This window comes from Rufibacter roseolus (genome assembly GCF_017916365.1).
In the GTDB taxonomy this organism is placed as follows: Bacteria; Bacteroidota; Bacteroidia; order Cytophagales; family Hymenobacteraceae; genus Nibribacter; species Nibribacter roseolus.
The window spans coordinates 442,237-458,523 of record NZ_JAFMSU010000003.1 but is presented as its reverse complement, the minus strand read 5'-3'; the positions used below and the strand labels follow the sequence as shown (position 1 = coordinate 458,523).

Sequence of the window (16,287 nt, the reverse complement as noted above, 5' to 3'; positions counted from 1 at the left end):
GAGGCCGTTTTCTGAAAAATAGGCCAAAAACAGGATTCCAGGAGTAGGTGTCTGGCTTCGTTCAAAAGAGGCAAGGTCCGGGTGCGTGCCTGATGTTACTCCCAGGTTTTATGAGATTGCGTTTATAGGCTCTTTTTTGAAAAACAGCTTCAAAACGCCGGGTCAGGCCTGGATGCGGTGGTGGGCGCGGTATTCATTGGGAGAGCAATCGTAGCGTTTCCTGAACTCCCGGAAAAAGTAAGATTGGTTGTTGAAGCCGGTTTGGTAGAAGATCTCAGACACGCTCAGGTTGGTGTTCTGCAACAGGGCCGCCGCTTTCTGAAGGCGCACGTGTTTGATGAACTCGGCGGGTGTCATGGCCGAGAGGGCTTTGAGTTTGCGGTAGAGCTGCATTTTGCTCAGCATCAGTTCCTTTTCCAGCAGGGCGGCGTTCAGGTCGGGGTTGTCCAGGTGCGCCTCAATGCGGTTGAGTACATTGGACAGAAATTCCTTGTCGGTGTTTTCCAGTTGGTCCTCTTCTAGCGAAATAGAAAAGCTGTCTTTCTGGAACAATTGGTGCAGCCGGTTCTTGTATTCCAGCAGTTTGCGGACCCGCACCAGCAGATGGGCGGTGTGGAAGGGCTTGGGAATGTAGGCATCGGCTCCGGCGTCATAACCTTCCACTTTCTCCTCCAAGGTGCCCCGGGCGGTGAGCAGCACCACCGGAATGTGGCACGTCTCCGGCGTGTTTTTCACGCGGGAGCAAAGTTCCAGGCCGTCCATCACAGGCATCATGATGTCTGAGATGATCAGATCGGGGAGGGTTTTGGCCAGCAGTTCCAAAGCTTGCTGACCGTTTTCGGCTTCAAAAATCAAAAACTCCTCTTCCAGCAAGTCGCGCAGGAGGTAGCGGATATCGGCCTCGTCTTCCACTAGCAGAATGGCAGGTTTGTGGCTCGGGTCTAAGCTCCGGAGCAGAGCGTGTTTGTTGTTCTCAGAGACGGGCTGCGGATTTTGTTTCTGGGGCGGACGCGTGGCGGCGTGCAGGAGCGGGGAGGGTTTGTCATGCAGCACATTGTCTTTGGTGAGCCCCGTCACGCCCGGAATGGCGGAAATGGGGAGCGATGCAGTAAACGTCACCCAGTCGTCTGTGCTCTGCACGGTAATCTGCCCGTTAAGCAAAGAAACCAGTTCCTGTGTGAAGGCCAGCCCAATCCCGAAACTGAACTTGTATTTTTGCGTCCCGTCCAGCACGAAGAACCGATCGAACAGCTTTTGCAGTTGCTCCGATGATAGGTTACTGCCCGAGTTAGCCACCGTGATCTGCACCTGGTGCGAGGCGGCATCCTCGGTCACGTTCAGGATCACTTCCTGGTTAGGACCGCTGTGCTTGAAGGCATTGGACAGCAGGTTGAAGACAATCTTCTCCAGCTTGTCTTTGTCAGTCCAGCCCAGAATGGCCGGGCTGATGTGGACCGTGAACCTGAGTTTTTTCTGCTCCTGCAGGGGCGAGAACAGTTCGGCGATATTGGCCAGCAGCGCCGAGACGTTCACATAGCTGTAATGCACCTTCAAGTGCCCTTCCTGCGCTTTCCTGAACTCCAGAATCTGGTTCACCAGATAATGCAGCCGCGAGGTGTGCTGCTGCACCAAAGACAGGAAGTAACCACTGTCACCCGACTTTGCCTGCGGTTCCTTTTTCTGGAGATAGCGTTCCAGAGAGCCGGTGATGAGCGTGAGGGGCGTCTGCAATTCATGGGCGATGTTGGTGAAGAAACTCAGCTGTTCTTGGTGCACTTCCTCGTCCTTCAGCCGCAGCCGGTGCTCCAGTTCTAGCTGGTTTTTCATTTCCAGGCGGCTCCGGCGGTAAGATGAATAGGCATAAATGGAGACCACCACCACCACGAAATAGAAGAGGAAGGCCTGCCAGCTAAGCCAAAGGTACTGGTCCACAGTAACCCGAAACAGCACGGCTTCCGGCGTCCATTTGCCTTCGCCATTAGTCCATTTCACCTTGAATGTGTAATTGCCGGGTGCCAGGTTGCGGTACGAGATCCGGCCGTTTGTGTTGGAGTACACCCAGGCCTGGTCCGACCCTTCCAACAGGTAGGCGTACTGTGATTTCTCCGATTTCTGGAAGTCAATGGCCTTTAACCGCACATCAAAGAAGCCTTCGCGGCGAGGCACCGTAAAATTCTCCGCCTTTTGGGATTGACCGGGCCGAAGCACCAGTTGGCCGTAGGCGTTGCGGTAAATCTTGCTACCCAATTGCAGATCAGACACCAGCAGGTTCACCTGGCGATTACTGGCCTGGATCTGGTCTGGGTTCACGTAATTGAACCCGTAAATTCCCCCGAAAAAAAGCATGCCCTGCGCATTCTTCCACACTGCCCCATCGCTGAACTCATTGCCCTGCAAGCCATCCTCGGCTTGGAACCGGTCTACCTGAAGGGAGGTGGGGTTGATGCAGGCCAAACCGTTGTTGGTGCTGACCCAGATGTTACCTTTGCCGTCCTCGGAGATGCCGTGGATGGAGTTGTTAGGCAACCCTTCCTCAGTGGTCAGTTTCCGGAAGATTACTTTTTGTTTGAACGCCTCGTTCTCTTTGACCCAGTTCAATCCATAGCTGGTGCCAATCCAGAGGTGGTTCTGGCGGTCTTTGTACAGGGAAAGGACATCGTTGTGCGACAGGCCCTCGGCCTCAGAGAAAGCCTTGAAGTGCCGGAATTTGCGGGTTGCTTTATTGAATAAGCTCAGCCCTCCGTTGCGGCAGCCCAGCCACAGGTGACCGTTTGCGCCGGGCAGAAGTGAGAAAATGACATTGCTGGCTGGACCAGTGTCATCACCATGGAAAGGAAACCGCTCCAAGTAATGCACTGCCCATTTCCCGGAGCCCTTGGCCCGCAGTTTCAGATGCACCAGCCCGTAGCCGCTGGTCGCCAGCCACACGGAACTGTCTTTTTCTGGCAACACGGCGTATACCGAGGCGAACGCCGGGTGCTGGTGGCTGCCTTCCACTTCCTTCCATTTAATGAATTTTTTGGTGCGGGTATCGTACAGCGTGATTCCGGGACCATCGGTGCCCAGATAAACCAGCCCTTCCTTTCCGGTTTGAGTAGCGTAAACCGCGTTGTTCTCCAATTGCTGGGGAGCCGAGTAGGAGTGAGGCTCCGCTTCCATTTGCTGCCCGTTTGGGCTGTTCTTAAACCGAAAAATCCCGTTCCCCTTGGTGCCTACCCAAATCTCCTGGCCCACCTCGGCAAAGGCCCGCACCGCTTTGAAAGGCGCTCCGTTGGGCAGTTCCGATACGCTGTGGAAGTACCGGTGGTTGGGCGCAATCTTCAGGATGCCGTTGCCATCCGTCCCTACCCAGAGAGTTTGGTCTTTGGAAGTCCAGAAGGAAGTGGCGGAAATGTTGCGCAGGAGTTGGAGCTCTTTGCCCAAGGCTAGAGGTTGAAAGCGGTGATCAAAGCTCCCGACTCCGCCGCTAGCCCAAGCCACCTGAAAACCGGAAGGCACGTGTGCCAGAGCTTTGATTGGCTCTGAAAAACGGGCCACGGCTTTCGATTGCAAGGTTTCAGGAGAGATTTCCCACAAGGTATGCGTGCCGGGTTCCTGGAGAAAGATCTTTTTTCCTAGCACGAAGAGTTTCTCGGCCCGGGGGTTGGCCAAGGTTCGGTCAATTCTCTTGAACGTCTGGCTCTGGAGAGAATAAGCTTCTACCTGGTCTTGGTTCAGGACCCAAAGCCTATCCTGACTGTCAAAAGTAAATTCGGTGACGTGGGATAAGTTGAATGGGAAGCTGAAAGGCTCAAAGGTTTGGGTTTGGGGATTGAAGCATTTTCCGGCTGGTTTTCCTTTTTCCTGCGCTAAACAGAATACCCCGTGCTTCAGGCTGATGGCTAGAACCTGCACCTCTACCTGCCGGCCATCCTCATAAAAGTAGTTGGAAAACTCACCGGTTCGCTTGCTGTAGCGGGATATGCCTTCGCTGGTCTCAATCCAGATGTTTTTGGCGGCGTCCTCGGAAATGTTGGTGATGACGTTGTTCCCAATGCTCTTGCCCTTGCCTTTCTGGTGGTAGTTGAAAATATGGAAACTGGAGCCGTCATAGACATTCAGGCCATCGTACGTGCCTATCCACAGCAGATCGTCACTGTCCTGGTAGATGGCGTTGACGCAACTGTTGGAAAGGCCGTTTCGGCTGTCCAGTTGCTGCACCGCGAGGAACCGGCCTTCCAGATGCTGCCCGACAGCCGGATTCATCCAGTAGAGGAAGGTCAGTAAGAGCGACAGGCAAGACCGCAGCATAATCTATCGTTTTGGCAGGGCAGATCCGAGTTCTGAGTTCTATTCTTCAGGCTAGTTGGCCATAAAGGCCATTGGTAGGATATACTGTTTTAAACGAGGTGTTATTTAATGAGCTATCAAATAGCAACGTGTTAATATGTGTGTCTAATTTAATTATTTTTTATCACGATTGTAAACTGATATCTACTTGAATGGAGCTTCTTAACCAGCAAATATCCGTAGGGGAAAGCGCAATAGCTTTTTTGTGGTCTCAGCTATTTGAGCCTGTTTTCTGAAATAAGGTCCGGAAACTGAATCAGAAATTATAGCCACTTCAGCCCATGTTCATGTTTGAAATATCGTTCTTCAATTCTGAAACAAAGGATTGCAGCAGGCCCGAGGAAAAGCAATCACTTAAGTAAAAACCAGCCCTTCCGTTTTGGGCCTGTTCAAGAGAAAACAGGACCAAAACGGAAGGGCTGGTTCTTCAAAGCAAAACTGGGAAATGTTCAGGGTTTGTATAACCGATACCCGAATAGGAAAATGACGGCGTAGCAGAGGATGGGCAGGTAGTAGGCCTGCGCTACATCCTGGTTTGCGATGAGGCCCATAAGCGGAGGGAACACGGCACCGCCCACCACGCCCATGACTATGAAAGAGGAGGCTTGCTGCGTGTGAGGACCCAGGTCTTTCAGGCCCAAGCTGAAAATAGTGGGAAACATGATGCTGAAGAAGAAATTGAGCATCAGGAGGGCGATAAAAGAGGGCCAGCCCCAGCTTTGGGCGATGATCAGGCACATGCCCATGTTGGCAAGCGCAAAGGTGGCCAACAGTCTATTGGGGGCAATAAACCGCATCAGGTACGTCCCTATGAAGCGGCCCAGCATCATCATGACCATGCTCAGGGAGAAGTAATAAGAGGCGGTCTCATCGGTGAGGCCCATTTTCTCCACGCCGTAGTTGATGAAAAAGGCCCAGGTGGCGCCTTGGGCACCCACGTTGAAGAACTGTGTGATGAACGCCCAAACAAAGTGCCGGTGTTGGAACAGCTTCTTGGGTGCCTTCAGGTCCTGGGGCGTAACGGGAACCTCATAGGCATCCAGGTCAATGGCGTGGGCATCTTTCAAGGCCGGCACTTTCACGAAGGAGAAAGCAATCGCAATAAGGGTAATCAAAACACCGATGCTCAGGTACAGCGTCTTGACAGAGTTCAGTCCTTCCTGGGAATCGCCGCCCACGCGCAAAATAAAGTAGCCTCCAATAAGCGGCCCGATCACCGCTCCCAGACCGTTGAAGCCCTGCGCAAAGTTTAGGCGTTGGTCACTGGTGCGTTCATCGCCCAGTGAAGCGACAAAGGGGTGGGCTACCGCCTCTAACGTCGCCAAGCCACAGGCCAGCACGAACAGGGCAATCCGGAAGAACCCGAACGACTCGGCATTGGCGGCGGGCAGGAACAGGAAAGCGCCGCAGGCGTAAAGCGTGAGGCCCAGCAGAACCCCATTTTTGTACCCGAAGCGCTTCATGAACAATCCGGCCGGGATGCCCATGACAGCATACGCCCCGAAGATGGAGAACTGCACCAAGCCAGATTGGGCCTTAGAGACATTCAACACGTTCTGGAAATGGCGGTTGAGCACATCGCCCATGGTAATGGCAATACCCCAAAGCATGAAAAGCGACACCACGAACGCAAATGTCACAAAGTATCGCCTCTCGGTGAAATTTGCCTTTCCGTGGAGGAGATTGGCGGGTTCTGTGGTAGCTGTCTGTATCATACCTCAATTAGTTAAGGGTAAATACTTCTCTTAGTTAAGGGTAAATACTTCTCTGCATTTAAAGGGTAAACAGTCCCCTGCATTTTGGAACTTCCTGCAGAGATACGTTGCCCAAAACTAATCGGTAGCCTAGCATGACCTATGTACTATAGTAACAAAGTAGTGTAGTGTAGGTCAAGGCGTGGCGCCACAACCTGGCAATGCTTTTTTGCTAGGTTGTAGCCTGTATCAGAGGCCAATCAAAAATTGTTTTTTTCACCTAGAGGCTGGGGAAGAAGGAGCAGGTTGTTCTTCCGGATATAGGCGGTTTGGTCATTCCACTCAATCCGGTACCAGATGTCCTGCTCGCCCAGGATATTCACTTTATGACCCAGGCTTACGGTAGCGATGAGTCCCGCGCCTGCTGAGGGGGCCGCCATGATGGGCACGTTGCTGTTTTGGATGATGCCTTGCTGGTCTAGGCTCAGGAAGTTGGCAAAGTAAAAGACAAACGCCAGGTAGATGAGCACCATGAATTTGGTTTCTGGGCTGATGGATTTCTTCTTAGTCCAGTTTACCAAAAGGAGTGTGATGGCAATAACAGCCACCACCAGCAGCAATTCCAAAATTTGGGTATAGTACTTATAGAACTGCGTTTTAAAGAAGTTCCAGTCGGTGTACTGGTAACCAGACAGATGTTGCTGCAGGCCTACCTCCTCCATTTTGCGCAGGACAGACCGGCTGGGGTGCTTGCTGTAGTAGAGTTGCAGATAATGCATGGATTGGGTGTATTGCTGAAGCCCTTCATGGATGTAGGCCATCTTTAGAAGCATCTGCGGCGAGTAAATCCGCTTTTGGGAGAGCAACTGCTCATAAATCTGGAGGGCTTGGGTATAGCGGTGCTGGTTAAATAAAGAATCTGCTTGGACTAGTTTTTCGCTAGACGATTGAGCCATAACGGGTTGTATCCAAAAGAGGCCCACAGCATAAAAAAGGAGACAGAATTTGCGAAAAATGTTTGGCATTTTCAGAAAGGGGTTATACTTTTGCATCGCAAATGAGGGTAACGCCCTCCCAAGCAAAGGTAGTAAAAAGATTCTGTAGCTCAGCTGGTAGAGCAATACACTTTTAATGTATGGGTCCTGGGTTCGAATCCCAGCGGGATCACAGATTGCCAAAAGCCTTTCCGGCCTTCACGTCGGAAAGGCTTTTTTACCACCTTTTAAGTACCTGATTCTGTAGCTCAGCTGGTAGAGCAATACACTTTTAATGTATGGGTCCTGGGTTCGAATCCCAGCGGGATCACTTGGTTAAGCCTCTCATTTTTAATGAGGGGCTTTTTCTTTTTAATGCCTCAGTGTTCCTGGGTGCGCTCTATAATTCCAGACAGATTGTAGAGGTAAATATTAGAAGGTGCGCTGTCGGGTATGCTTAGCGGTTGTTTAGCTACAAAGCCCTTTTCTAAGGTGAACGTACCAGATTAGGTATCCAATGTTAGGAGTAAGGACTGATGTTTTCTCTTTGATGCCATAGGCTCCGTCAGGTCCAAGTCATTTTTTAGGGGCGGGCCGTGTGTCTTTCATTTGTATGTCTTCCTAAGCCTTTAATTCTTTACTGCTGCTTTGAAGTACTCTTTACTTTGAAGCAAAAGCCCTTCAAGCAGGCTTAAAAGCCGCTGCTAAAAAATAGTACATTGGAATATAAGCCCGAATGGGGAAAGCCTTTCCTTAGATAAGGAAAAGGGTTAGGAGACGTAGCTTGATTTTAATGTTAAAGTTGAAACCTTTTGTATATGCGCCGTTTATAATTGTCTGCAACTTCCTGTTCCTTTGGGTGATAGGATGAGTTTAATCTGTTTGATGAAGCAAGGTCAACGGTGGCTTTGTGTTTGCGCAGTGAAAGAATCAGTCCTTTATTGCCACTTTAATTTACCAAATGGCCTTTTGTTTATTTTAATAATCAACAGGTTAAGGCAATGCTTTAAATAAGCCATTGTTGATTTGTTAATCACATGGTCTTCATTAGCTAAGTAAACGCAATTATTTAAAGCAAAATGCAGGATATCAGATAAACTATCAAAAAGTAGGGAAAAGTATCAAGAAGATTTAATGATGCTATTTATATAAATAAATTTATAAGTATCGTTAAAATGTGTACAAATCAAATAATTAATTCGAATAAAATTTAAAAATAATATGTAAAAACAAAACTTAACTAATAATTTATTGTATATTTGGTTTAGGGAATAAGTAAATGAATTGTTTATGAAGTCTGCTCCAATCATCGTAGAAGAATCTCAGAGCTTGAATGAGTGGCAGTCCTTGCAATTCCCAAGAACTGACAACAATACTTTGTATTCAAAGCATTTAGAAGGAATAGACACGCTTTTTAGAGTTCCGCCTTCGTTCTTAACGACCAGCAATTTCAAGGAATTTATAAAGTCCTTTTTTTCTGCCGTGAAGGAACAGTGGTTTGCTGTGCTGACCCACTCCACTGATAAGCTCTGGAAAAGGAGAATCATGGGTGTTAATGAAACCTTCCCGGTAGGAATGGCTTTCCAGGAGGTTTCTAATTCTAATACCGGTTTTTACGTTTTCAGAGATTATTCCCTACGGCACAATGAAAGGGGAAGTGCCTTTGGTAACCCCACTTCTGTGACTGTGCCAACCCAATATTGCTTCCAGCATTTTGAAGGAGCCCAAACCTTGCCTTTTATTTCTTTCCACAAAAGCTTAAATAGGGGGCAGTTGCAGACTATTGCTCGCCGCAAGCTGAGTCATTTGCAGCAGGTAGGTGCTTTGGGTGCAGAGGTAGGGTCTTTGTTAGAAGCAGGCTTCTGGGAGTATGCACCAGACTCAGGGGCTTTTTCTTGCTCTGAATTTGTATATGAATTATTGAATATTCCAGCTTCCGTTACCTTAGGAGGCTTTGATGCCCTCTTGCCTTTTCTTAGTGAGCAAGGGCAAGCGGATTTGACCAAAGCCTGGGAAAGCCTGGTGACGAATGGTGAGGACCTCAATTGTTTGATGGAGGTGCCCAATAACGCCAAGGCCGCCTGGGTAAGAATAAAAGGCAAGGCGATTGCCAGAAACCAGAGAGGAACCAAAATCATAGGGACCATCCAAGACGTAACCGAGTTTGTCCTTAGGGAGAAAGCCCTGGTCTCTGAAAAAATAGCAGCAGAGCATACTGCCCAGTTGAAAGCAGAGTTCGTTTCCTATATGAGCCATGAGGTCCGGACCCCACTCAATGCCATTATGGGGCTTACCTACCTTCTGTTGCAGGAAGACGGCCTGAAAGAAGAACATAAGGAAAATTTAAATTCCATTCATTTCTCTTCCCAAAGTTTGCTGGCCTTGATCAACAACACCCTTGATTACTCTAAGATAGAAGCAGGGAAGGTTGAGTTGGAGAAGGTGAACTTCCATTTGAAGGACCTGCTGAAAAACACGCACCAGGCGCTTTGCCTGCGGTCTATGGAAAAGAAAATCAGCTTTGACCTTTCTATTGATCCACGCACGCCTTCTGAAGTGGCGGGAGATCCTGTTAGGTTGATGCAGATTCTTAATAATCTATTAGGGAACGCCATTAAATTCACTGACCACGGCTCTGTAAAGTTAGGGGTGGAGGTTATTTACCAGAATAACCAGGAGTGGGTATTGGAATTCTCTGTTACAGACACCGGCATTGGAATCCCCTTAGATAAGCAGGAAAGTATATTCGAAAGCTTTACCCAAGTAAACTCTTCTACCCACAGACAGTATGGTGGTACAGGTTTGGGCTTGTCTATTACCAAGAACCTGGTAGAACTCCATAAAGGCAGTATACAGGTGAAAAGCGTGCCGGGAGAGGGTTCCAAGTTCTCAGTTAGGTTAAGGTTTGTGAAGCCACAGGCCTCTTTGGTGACCTTGCCTAAAACCGGGGGCAGTAAGATTCCATTCTCCAAGCTCAGAGGGGTGAAGATTTTAGTTGTTGATGACAATGTGATGAACAAAACGGTTGCAACTAAACTGCTCACCAACTGGCACGCGGAAGTTGACACCGCAGAAGACGGCTTAGCGGCTTTAGGTAAAATGGATTCTTCCGCTTATGACCTTATCTTGATGGATCTTTACATGCCTAACCTGGATGGTTTCCAGACTGTGTCAAAGCTGCGGAAATTAGGACATCAATTACCGGTGATTGCCTTAACCGCCAACGCAAGTGAAGGTGAACGCAAAAAGATATTTGAGGCAGGAGTGAATGACTACCTCACCAAGCCTTTCGTGCCTCAGGACCTGTTCAACAAGCTGCTCCAACACCTGGACTCAAGTAAAATCCTTAATTAAGGGTTGCGAAGCCTCTCAGGTGAACCGCCGATAGTAGCTACCTGGGCTAGGCGCCCTGGTGTTCGGATTTTCGCCTGCCGCAGTATGGAACGCTTCGGATAGTTTGTCAATCCGTCACCCTACCATGTAAGATGTTCCTATGGTATTACCTGAGTAAAACAACCTTGAGCATGAGGATGCAAGCTTATTCCTCAATACAAGGAACCATCCAGCGCGAGCATTTAAAAACCCGACCCTTCTCTTCCTGCTTAAACCAACCTTTTCTAAGTCCATAGCAAAAATTGCAACCGCTGTTAACTGGGGCAATAGATAAAAGCAGTTGATGGAGCCATATAGATTAAAATAAACGGAATGATGCAATAGTACATGTCGCGGTAAATACGGTTTGTGTAGAGATTTGCCTTAATGAGGATGTATGATGCAAATACAGTTAACTATAATCCAAATTCTTTCTTAAATTGGCATAAGATGGTAGTTAATTGATATTATTCAATGTTTATTCCCAAGCCTCATGTCTAGCCTGCAAAATGACTCTTCAGAAAAGATCTTTGTGCTTGAAGATGATCTCTGGTACTCACAGTTCCTGAGTTATCACCTTTCGGCCAACCCAGATCATAAAGTAGAAGTATTTAATTCAGTGGAGGACTTTCTGAGCCGTTTGACAGAAACGCCTTCCATTATCACGCTTGACTACCATTTGCCCACTGTAACCGGGGAAGAGGTTTTGCTCAAGATCCTGGAAAAGAGCCCTAATTCATACATCATCATCATCTCTGGGCAGGAAGATATCAGAAAGGCGGTAAGCCTGATGAAGTTAGGTGCCTATGATTACATCGTGAAAAACGAAGAAACCAAGGAGCGGCTTTGGAGTATCGTTGAAAAGATAAAACACAACAGAACCCTTAAGCAGGAGATTGAGGTACTCAGGAAGGAAGTAAAACAAAAATATGCCCTGGGGAGTGACCTGGTGGGGTCTTCTGAGGCGATAAAAAAAGTCTACCAGCTCGTTGAAAAAGCAGCAGCCAATAATATCAACGTGACGGTGACCGGAGAAACCGGTACCGGAAAAGAGCTCATCGCCAAAGCAATTCACCTGAATTCGCGCAGAGCTAAAATGCCGTTTGTGGCCGTGAATATTGCCGCACTGCCATCTGAACTACTAGAGAGTGAGTTGTTTGGCCACGAAAAAGGGGCATTCACGGGTGCAACTTCCCGGAGGGTGGGCAAGTTTGAGGAAGCAAACGGTGGTACCCTTTTCCTGGACGAAATTGGGGAAATGAGCTTTAACCTGCAGGCTAAGTTACTGCGCGTTTTGCAGGAAAGGGAAGTTACCCCTGTTGGTTCAAATAAAAGCATCCCGGTGGAAGTAAGGATCATTACGGCTACCCACCGGAACCTGCTGGACGAAGTGAAAAAAGGCAACTTTAGAGAAGACCTTTTCTACCGGTTGCTGGGTATTCAAATCCATTTGCCACCGCTGCGGGAAAGAGGCCATGATATTCTCCTTATTGCCAATAAGGTATTGAAGGATTTCTGCCAGCAAAACGACATGGAAGAAAAATCCTTCAGTTCAGATGCTCAGAAAAAGCTCTTGGGTCACCTTTACCCGGGAAACGTGCGGGAATTAAAAGCTGTAGTAGAGCTGGCTGCCGTACTCTCTGATTCAAAAGTGGTGACTGATGACGATATCCAACTCCAAAAGACAGTCTCGGCGCCTTCTTCAGAGGAAAAAACACTGGATGAGTATATCCATGAGACCGTCCAAAAGTATTTAGATAAGTACAATTACAACGTGGTGTATGTGGCAGATAAGCTTAAAGTTGGGAAGTCCACTATTTACCGGATGATTCAAAAAGGGGATGTCCTTATTCCAGAACAGAAGAAATACTGATTCTGAAAAGAGGATTGATTTAAAGCCAGAGCTATTCGAGGAGCAAAGCTAAAAAGCATTAACGGTTGATCTTAACTACAATAAAATGAGTTGATTTTCAATAAGCATAGAGTACAGCCTGTTTGCCAATCGTTACCATTGTCAACAGGCTTTTTAAGTGAATTCAAAAATGTTTAGGCATAGTTTTTCCGGTTAAGGATTGCTATAAAGAGGGGATGGGGAAATTGTTGTTAAAAAGTTATGCAATTTATTTATCAAGTTTTCCAGGAGAGCCCCAACCCTACCTATATAAAGGATTCAAAAGGGAAAATCATCTGGGCAAACGAAGCGTATGCCCTTTTACACGGTTCCAGTTTACCCCAGATTTTGGAAAAAGGAGCCATAGACTTTGACTTCTCTTATGAAAGGGATTTGGAAGTGCTTGGCTCCAATGAGGTGAATGAAATTGAGGAGTTCTTTAAACTGGAAGACGGAAGGGGCGTTTGGTACCTTACCGTCAAGAAAACAGTTGAACAGGAAAACGGCGACCGCTGTTTATTTTCCACCTCCACAGAAATAACCAATCTTAAAGAGACAATCCAGGTTGCAGAAGACTCATTTGCTGCTAAAGAGAAGTTTTTAGCAGATGTGAATAGAGAACTGGAAGCTCCCATCAATGCCATTATTAGCTTGGTCAGGCTTTTGAAGCAGACTTTTATAAGCAAAGACCAAAAACGGTATCTTAATTCTGTCCTGTCAATCTCAGATTACATTTTAGATGTTCCTAAGGACGTTTTAGAGTACGCCAGGGTAGAGGCGGGAATAGTGGATTTAACCACAGAAGTGGTGGATGTCGTAGCGTTTACCAATGGCATCGTTCAATCACTGATTTCTAAAGCGGCTGAGAAAGACGTAGCCATTAGTTTTGTAGAGCCCTCTACAAAGCTGCCTCCCATTGAGATCAACCCGGTTTATTTGAACCTGGTATTAGTAAAGGTGATCAGGTGTGCCATCAGGTATACTAAGACCAAAGAGGTTGTATTCTCCATTCAGCAGAAACAAAGAATAGAGAATATGCTATATTTGCAATTCTCTATCAGGAACATCGGTTTGGATCAGAATTCCGAGCTATTATCTAAGCTGTTTGACTCAGAAAGCAATTTCTACGGCAACGAAAAATATAAGCGAAGTGGTGTTGACCTAGGGGTTTATACCTGTAAGAAACTAATTGAGCTGCAGGGTGGTAAGGTTTGGTTAGAAAAGGCAACCAACCAGGGCGCCAGCATTGAATTCACGCTTTCTTTCCCCATCGTGCAAAGCCAAGCACAGGCACTAGAGAAAAGCGAGGTCTCTAATCCTGATAGAAGCATTCACCCTGAGCATTCTGTTGAACTTAAGCTGCTTTTGGTGGATGATAACCAAAGTAGCCAAACCTTGGTGAAACACCAAATCCAAAATTGGGACACCAAAATTGACATGGCAAGCACTGGAGAGGAGGGAATAAAACTTGCCTCTGAAACCATTTATGACTTGATATTGATGGATATTGAATTGCCTGGTATAGATGGCTATGAAGCGGTTTCCGTTATCCGGAAATCAGAAGGGCCAAACCAGCATACGCCTATTGTGGCCTTTACCACCAATCCGGGCAACATGGACCTGGAGGAGTTTAAGGCAGTAGGCTTCACAGATTTCCTCAGGAAGCCTTACCATGCCTTTGATTTGTACTTGTGTATCTCCAGGAACACGGGACATTATGCCAGAGAGCAACAAAGGAACACCAAGGAAGAAGGCGAGGAGGAGCAGTTGTTGTATGATTTCTCAGGCCTGGGTAATATGGCAGAAGATGCCGTGTTCATCAAGAAAATGCAGAAGCTTTTCATAGACCTGGTGCCAGGGCAAATCTCAAAGCTATCCCATGCTATTCAACAAAGAGACTGGGACACGGTAGCGCTCCTCGCACACAGCCTTAAATCTACCTACGGCAATATCAAAGTCATGAAAGCTGCTGAGGCGATGAAGAAGATTGAGGAGATTTCTCAATCCAGAACCAATCTATCAGAAATCAACAGGTTAATGGGAGTTGTGAAAGAGACTACCCAGAAAGTGGTGGAAGTCTTTTCCAGAGAGCTTGATATAGCATAACCAAGGTATCAGACCAGCAGATTTCTTTGCTGTTATGAGTACCCCTAACCACACTTAACTGTCCATAGTTCCATTTCAGGGCCGTTTTCTTAAAAACAACCCTGAAATGGGACTTGTGCCCCAGCCAGTAAGCGTTTATGGCCTGCTTCATGGCTAATTTCTAAGTAGAGGTATAGCCTTTACCTTCTTATTTCTTTTCTATAAAAATCCTGAAAAATCAGTTTGTTCCCACTTTGGAACATGTTTTCCCAAAATGGGATGAGAAACTGTGTATGGTTTATCTAATTATACTCTTTTGCTATTTTTTAATACATTATTTAGTTTGGCATGGTAATTTCATAATTAATATAAAAAAGATAAAATGAAACAGTGTATTTTAATTGTGGACGATGAGCCTACTATAGGATTGATACTGGAACATTACTTTTCCAAGGCATACCAGGTGGTGGTTAAATCAAATGGAAAGGAAGCCATGGCCTGGTTAGAAGAAGGGCATCATATAGATGCTATAGTAGCTGACTTTGAAATGCCTTTCATGAATGGCCTTGACTTCATCAGACAGCTTAGGGCCAGTACTCTCTTCAAGGATATTCCATTAATCATGTTGTCTGGCAAAGAAGAGTCCAGAAACAAAATCCTCTGCCTCAAGAGTGGAGCAGATGATTACATGATCAAGCCTTTCAATCCAGAGGAATTGGAGATAAGGATAAAGAATGTTCTAAAAAGAGTAAAAATCTCTTAACACGGCAAAACCATGAGGGTTGTTTATCTTTCACCGGACGTTCAGGAAGCTAATGCATTTGAGTCAGAGTTTGGCCCAGGTATAGAGATAAAGCATTTTGATAACCCTAAGCTTTTCTTAAGATCCCTAGAGAAAGGCGACCGCTACGACCTTATTATCAATGCCGCAACGCCAGGTTCTCCCTTAGGCATCAATTTGCTGAGAACGATCAAGGAAAAGTTTGCTTCCGCAACTCCCGTGATTTGGTTAGCGCACGGCCCCGTTCCTCCCTCTTTGCAAAGAATGCTGATGGCCGCCGGGATCTCAGATATATTCTATCAAAAGCCAGACAAAGAGAAGTTGACCACCAGAATAAACTATCTGGCCAAGGCAAACAAAATGGACGCAAATTCCAGACCTCACAGTGTCTTCGCCTACAAATACCCTTTGGGGAAAAGAGTATTTGATATTGTGGTGGCATCCACGGCTCTGATATGCCTTTCTCCCATTTTGTTATTAATTACCCTGCTCATAAAACTTGAGTCTAAAGGCCCGGCCTTCTACTATTCATACAGGGTAGGAACCGGCTTTAAAATCTTCAAATTCTGGAAGTTCCGGTCTATGCGCCATGATGCAGACCAGATGCTTGACTCCATCAAGGTGTTCAACCAGTACCAGGCTCCCGCGAGTAAGTCTGAGGAGCATCATTTCTCACTCTGTGCCACCTGCGAAAGAGAAAGCACAGAGTGCATAAACAAATTGATAGATGAACAGGGGCAAATCATCTGTGAGCACCAATACATAGAGAGAAAGAAAAACAAAGTAGGGCCCGCATTTATTAAAATAGCCAATGACCCCAGGGTTACCCGCTTAGGCCTGTTTCTCCGGAATACCAGTATTGATGAATTGCCCCAACTATACAATGTGCTGAGAGGGGACATGTCAATAGTCGGGAACCGGCCTCTTCCCATCTACGAAGCGGAGAAAATCACCACCGATGAGTACGCCGCCCGCTTTATTGCTCCTGCCGGCATAACAGGCCTGTGGCAGGTAAGTAAACGCGGCAAAAAAAACATGTCTGAGGAAGAACGGAAGGCCCTGGATATTGAATATGCCCAGAAGTTCTCCCTGAAGAAAGACCTCTACATTCTGCTCAAGACAGTACCGGCTATGTTTCAAAAAGAAAATGTTTAACCAAAA

General features: G+C 47.0%; 8 protein-coding genes and 2 tRNA genes. 7 read left to right on the top strand and 3 right to left on the bottom strand.

Going from position 1 to position 16,287, the window contains the following annotated elements; all coding sequences use genetic code 11:
- Nucleotides 1-162 precede the first annotated feature (162 nt).
- The 3 genes from J3P35_RS17725 to J3P35_RS17715 all read right to left on the bottom strand — a co-directional run bounded on the left by J3P35_RS17725 (nucleotide 163) and on the right by J3P35_RS17715 (nucleotide 6,979).
- The gene (locus tag J3P35_RS17725; RefSeq protein WP_210466010.1) at nucleotides 163-4,290 is read right to left on the bottom strand and encodes a hybrid sensor histidine kinase/response regulator transcription factor; all 4,128 of its coding nucleotides are present in this window, start codon (nucleotides 4,288-4,290) and stop codon (nucleotides 163-165) included.
- A gap of 488 nt (nucleotides 4,291-4,778) precedes the next feature.
- Nucleotides 4,779-6,044, bottom strand: a complete 1,266-nt coding sequence (gene fucP, locus J3P35_RS17720; RefSeq protein ID WP_210466009.1) for an L-fucose:H+ symporter permease — start codon at nucleotides 6,042-6,044, stop codon at nucleotides 4,779-4,781.
- A 239-nt stretch (nucleotides 6,045-6,283) separates the two neighbouring features.
- Complete coding sequence (locus J3P35_RS17715; protein ID WP_210466008.1) at nucleotides 6,284-6,979, bottom strand: SH3 domain-containing protein; 696 nt, start codon at nucleotides 6,977-6,979, stop codon at nucleotides 6,284-6,286.
- Nucleotides 6,980-7,117: 138 nt separating this feature from the next.
- Here J3P35_RS17715 and J3P35_RS17710 point away from each other — a divergent pair.
- From J3P35_RS17710 to J3P35_RS17680, 7 genes are all read left to right on the top strand, one after another.
- Nucleotides 7,118-7,190 (top strand) — tRNA-Lys (locus J3P35_RS17710).
- Between the two features lie 65 nt (nucleotides 7,191-7,255).
- A tRNA-Lys gene (locus J3P35_RS17705) sits at nucleotides 7,256-7,328 on the top strand.
- Between the two features lie 1,442 nt (nucleotides 7,329-8,770).
- Nucleotides 8,771-10,351: an ATP-binding protein gene (locus J3P35_RS17700; RefSeq protein WP_210466007.1), complete on the top strand. Its 1,581-nt coding sequence runs from the start codon at nucleotides 8,771-8,773 to the stop codon at nucleotides 10,349-10,351.
- 511 nt (nucleotides 10,352-10,862) lie between these two features.
- Complete coding sequence (locus tag J3P35_RS17695) at nucleotides 10,863-12,242, top strand: sigma-54-dependent transcriptional regulator (RefSeq protein WP_210466006.1); 1,380 nt, start codon at nucleotides 10,863-10,865, stop codon at nucleotides 12,240-12,242.
- Between the two features lie 240 nt (nucleotides 12,243-12,482).
- Complete coding sequence (locus J3P35_RS17690) at nucleotides 12,483-14,366, top strand: ATP-binding response regulator (RefSeq protein WP_210466004.1); 1,884 nt, start codon at nucleotides 12,483-12,485, stop codon at nucleotides 14,364-14,366.
- Nucleotides 14,367-14,727: 361 nt separating this feature from the next.
- A complete protein-coding gene (locus J3P35_RS17685; RefSeq protein WP_149092703.1) occupies nucleotides 14,728-15,108 on the top strand; it encodes a response regulator transcription factor in 381 nt (126 codons plus the stop codon).
- A gap of 12 nt (nucleotides 15,109-15,120) precedes the next feature.
- Nucleotides 15,121-16,281 (top strand): sugar transferase, encoded by a 1,161-nt coding sequence (locus J3P35_RS17680; RefSeq protein ID WP_210466002.1) that lies wholly within the window; start codon nucleotides 15,121-15,123, stop codon nucleotides 16,279-16,281.
- Nucleotides 16,282-16,287: the final 6 nt, after the last annotated feature.

Bases quoted from the DNA above. Each gene is read 5' to 3' on its own strand.
- J3P35_RS17725 (WP_210466010.1), bottom strand. From the start codon at position 4,290: ATGCTGCGGTCTTGCCTGTCGCTCTTACTGACCTTCCTCTACTGGATG.
- fucP (WP_210466009.1), bottom strand. From the start codon at position 6,044: ATGATACAGACAGCTACCACAGAACCCGCCAATCTCCTCCACGGAAAG.
- J3P35_RS17715 (WP_210466008.1), bottom strand. From the start codon at position 6,979: ATGGCTCAATCGTCTAGCGAAAAACTAGTCCAAGCAGATTCTTTATTT.
- J3P35_RS17695 (WP_210466006.1), top strand. From the start codon at position 10,863: ATGTCTAGCCTGCAAAATGACTCTTCAGAAAAGATCTTTGTGCTTGAA.
- J3P35_RS17690 (WP_210466004.1), top strand. From the start codon at position 12,483: ATGCAATTTATTTATCAAGTTTTCCAGGAGAGCCCCAACCCTACCTAT.
- J3P35_RS17685 (WP_149092703.1), top strand. From the start codon at position 14,728: ATGAAACAGTGTATTTTAATTGTGGACGATGAGCCTACTATAGGATTG.
- J3P35_RS17680 (WP_210466002.1), top strand. From the start codon at position 15,121: ATGAGGGTTGTTTATCTTTCACCGGACGTTCAGGAAGCTAATGCATTT.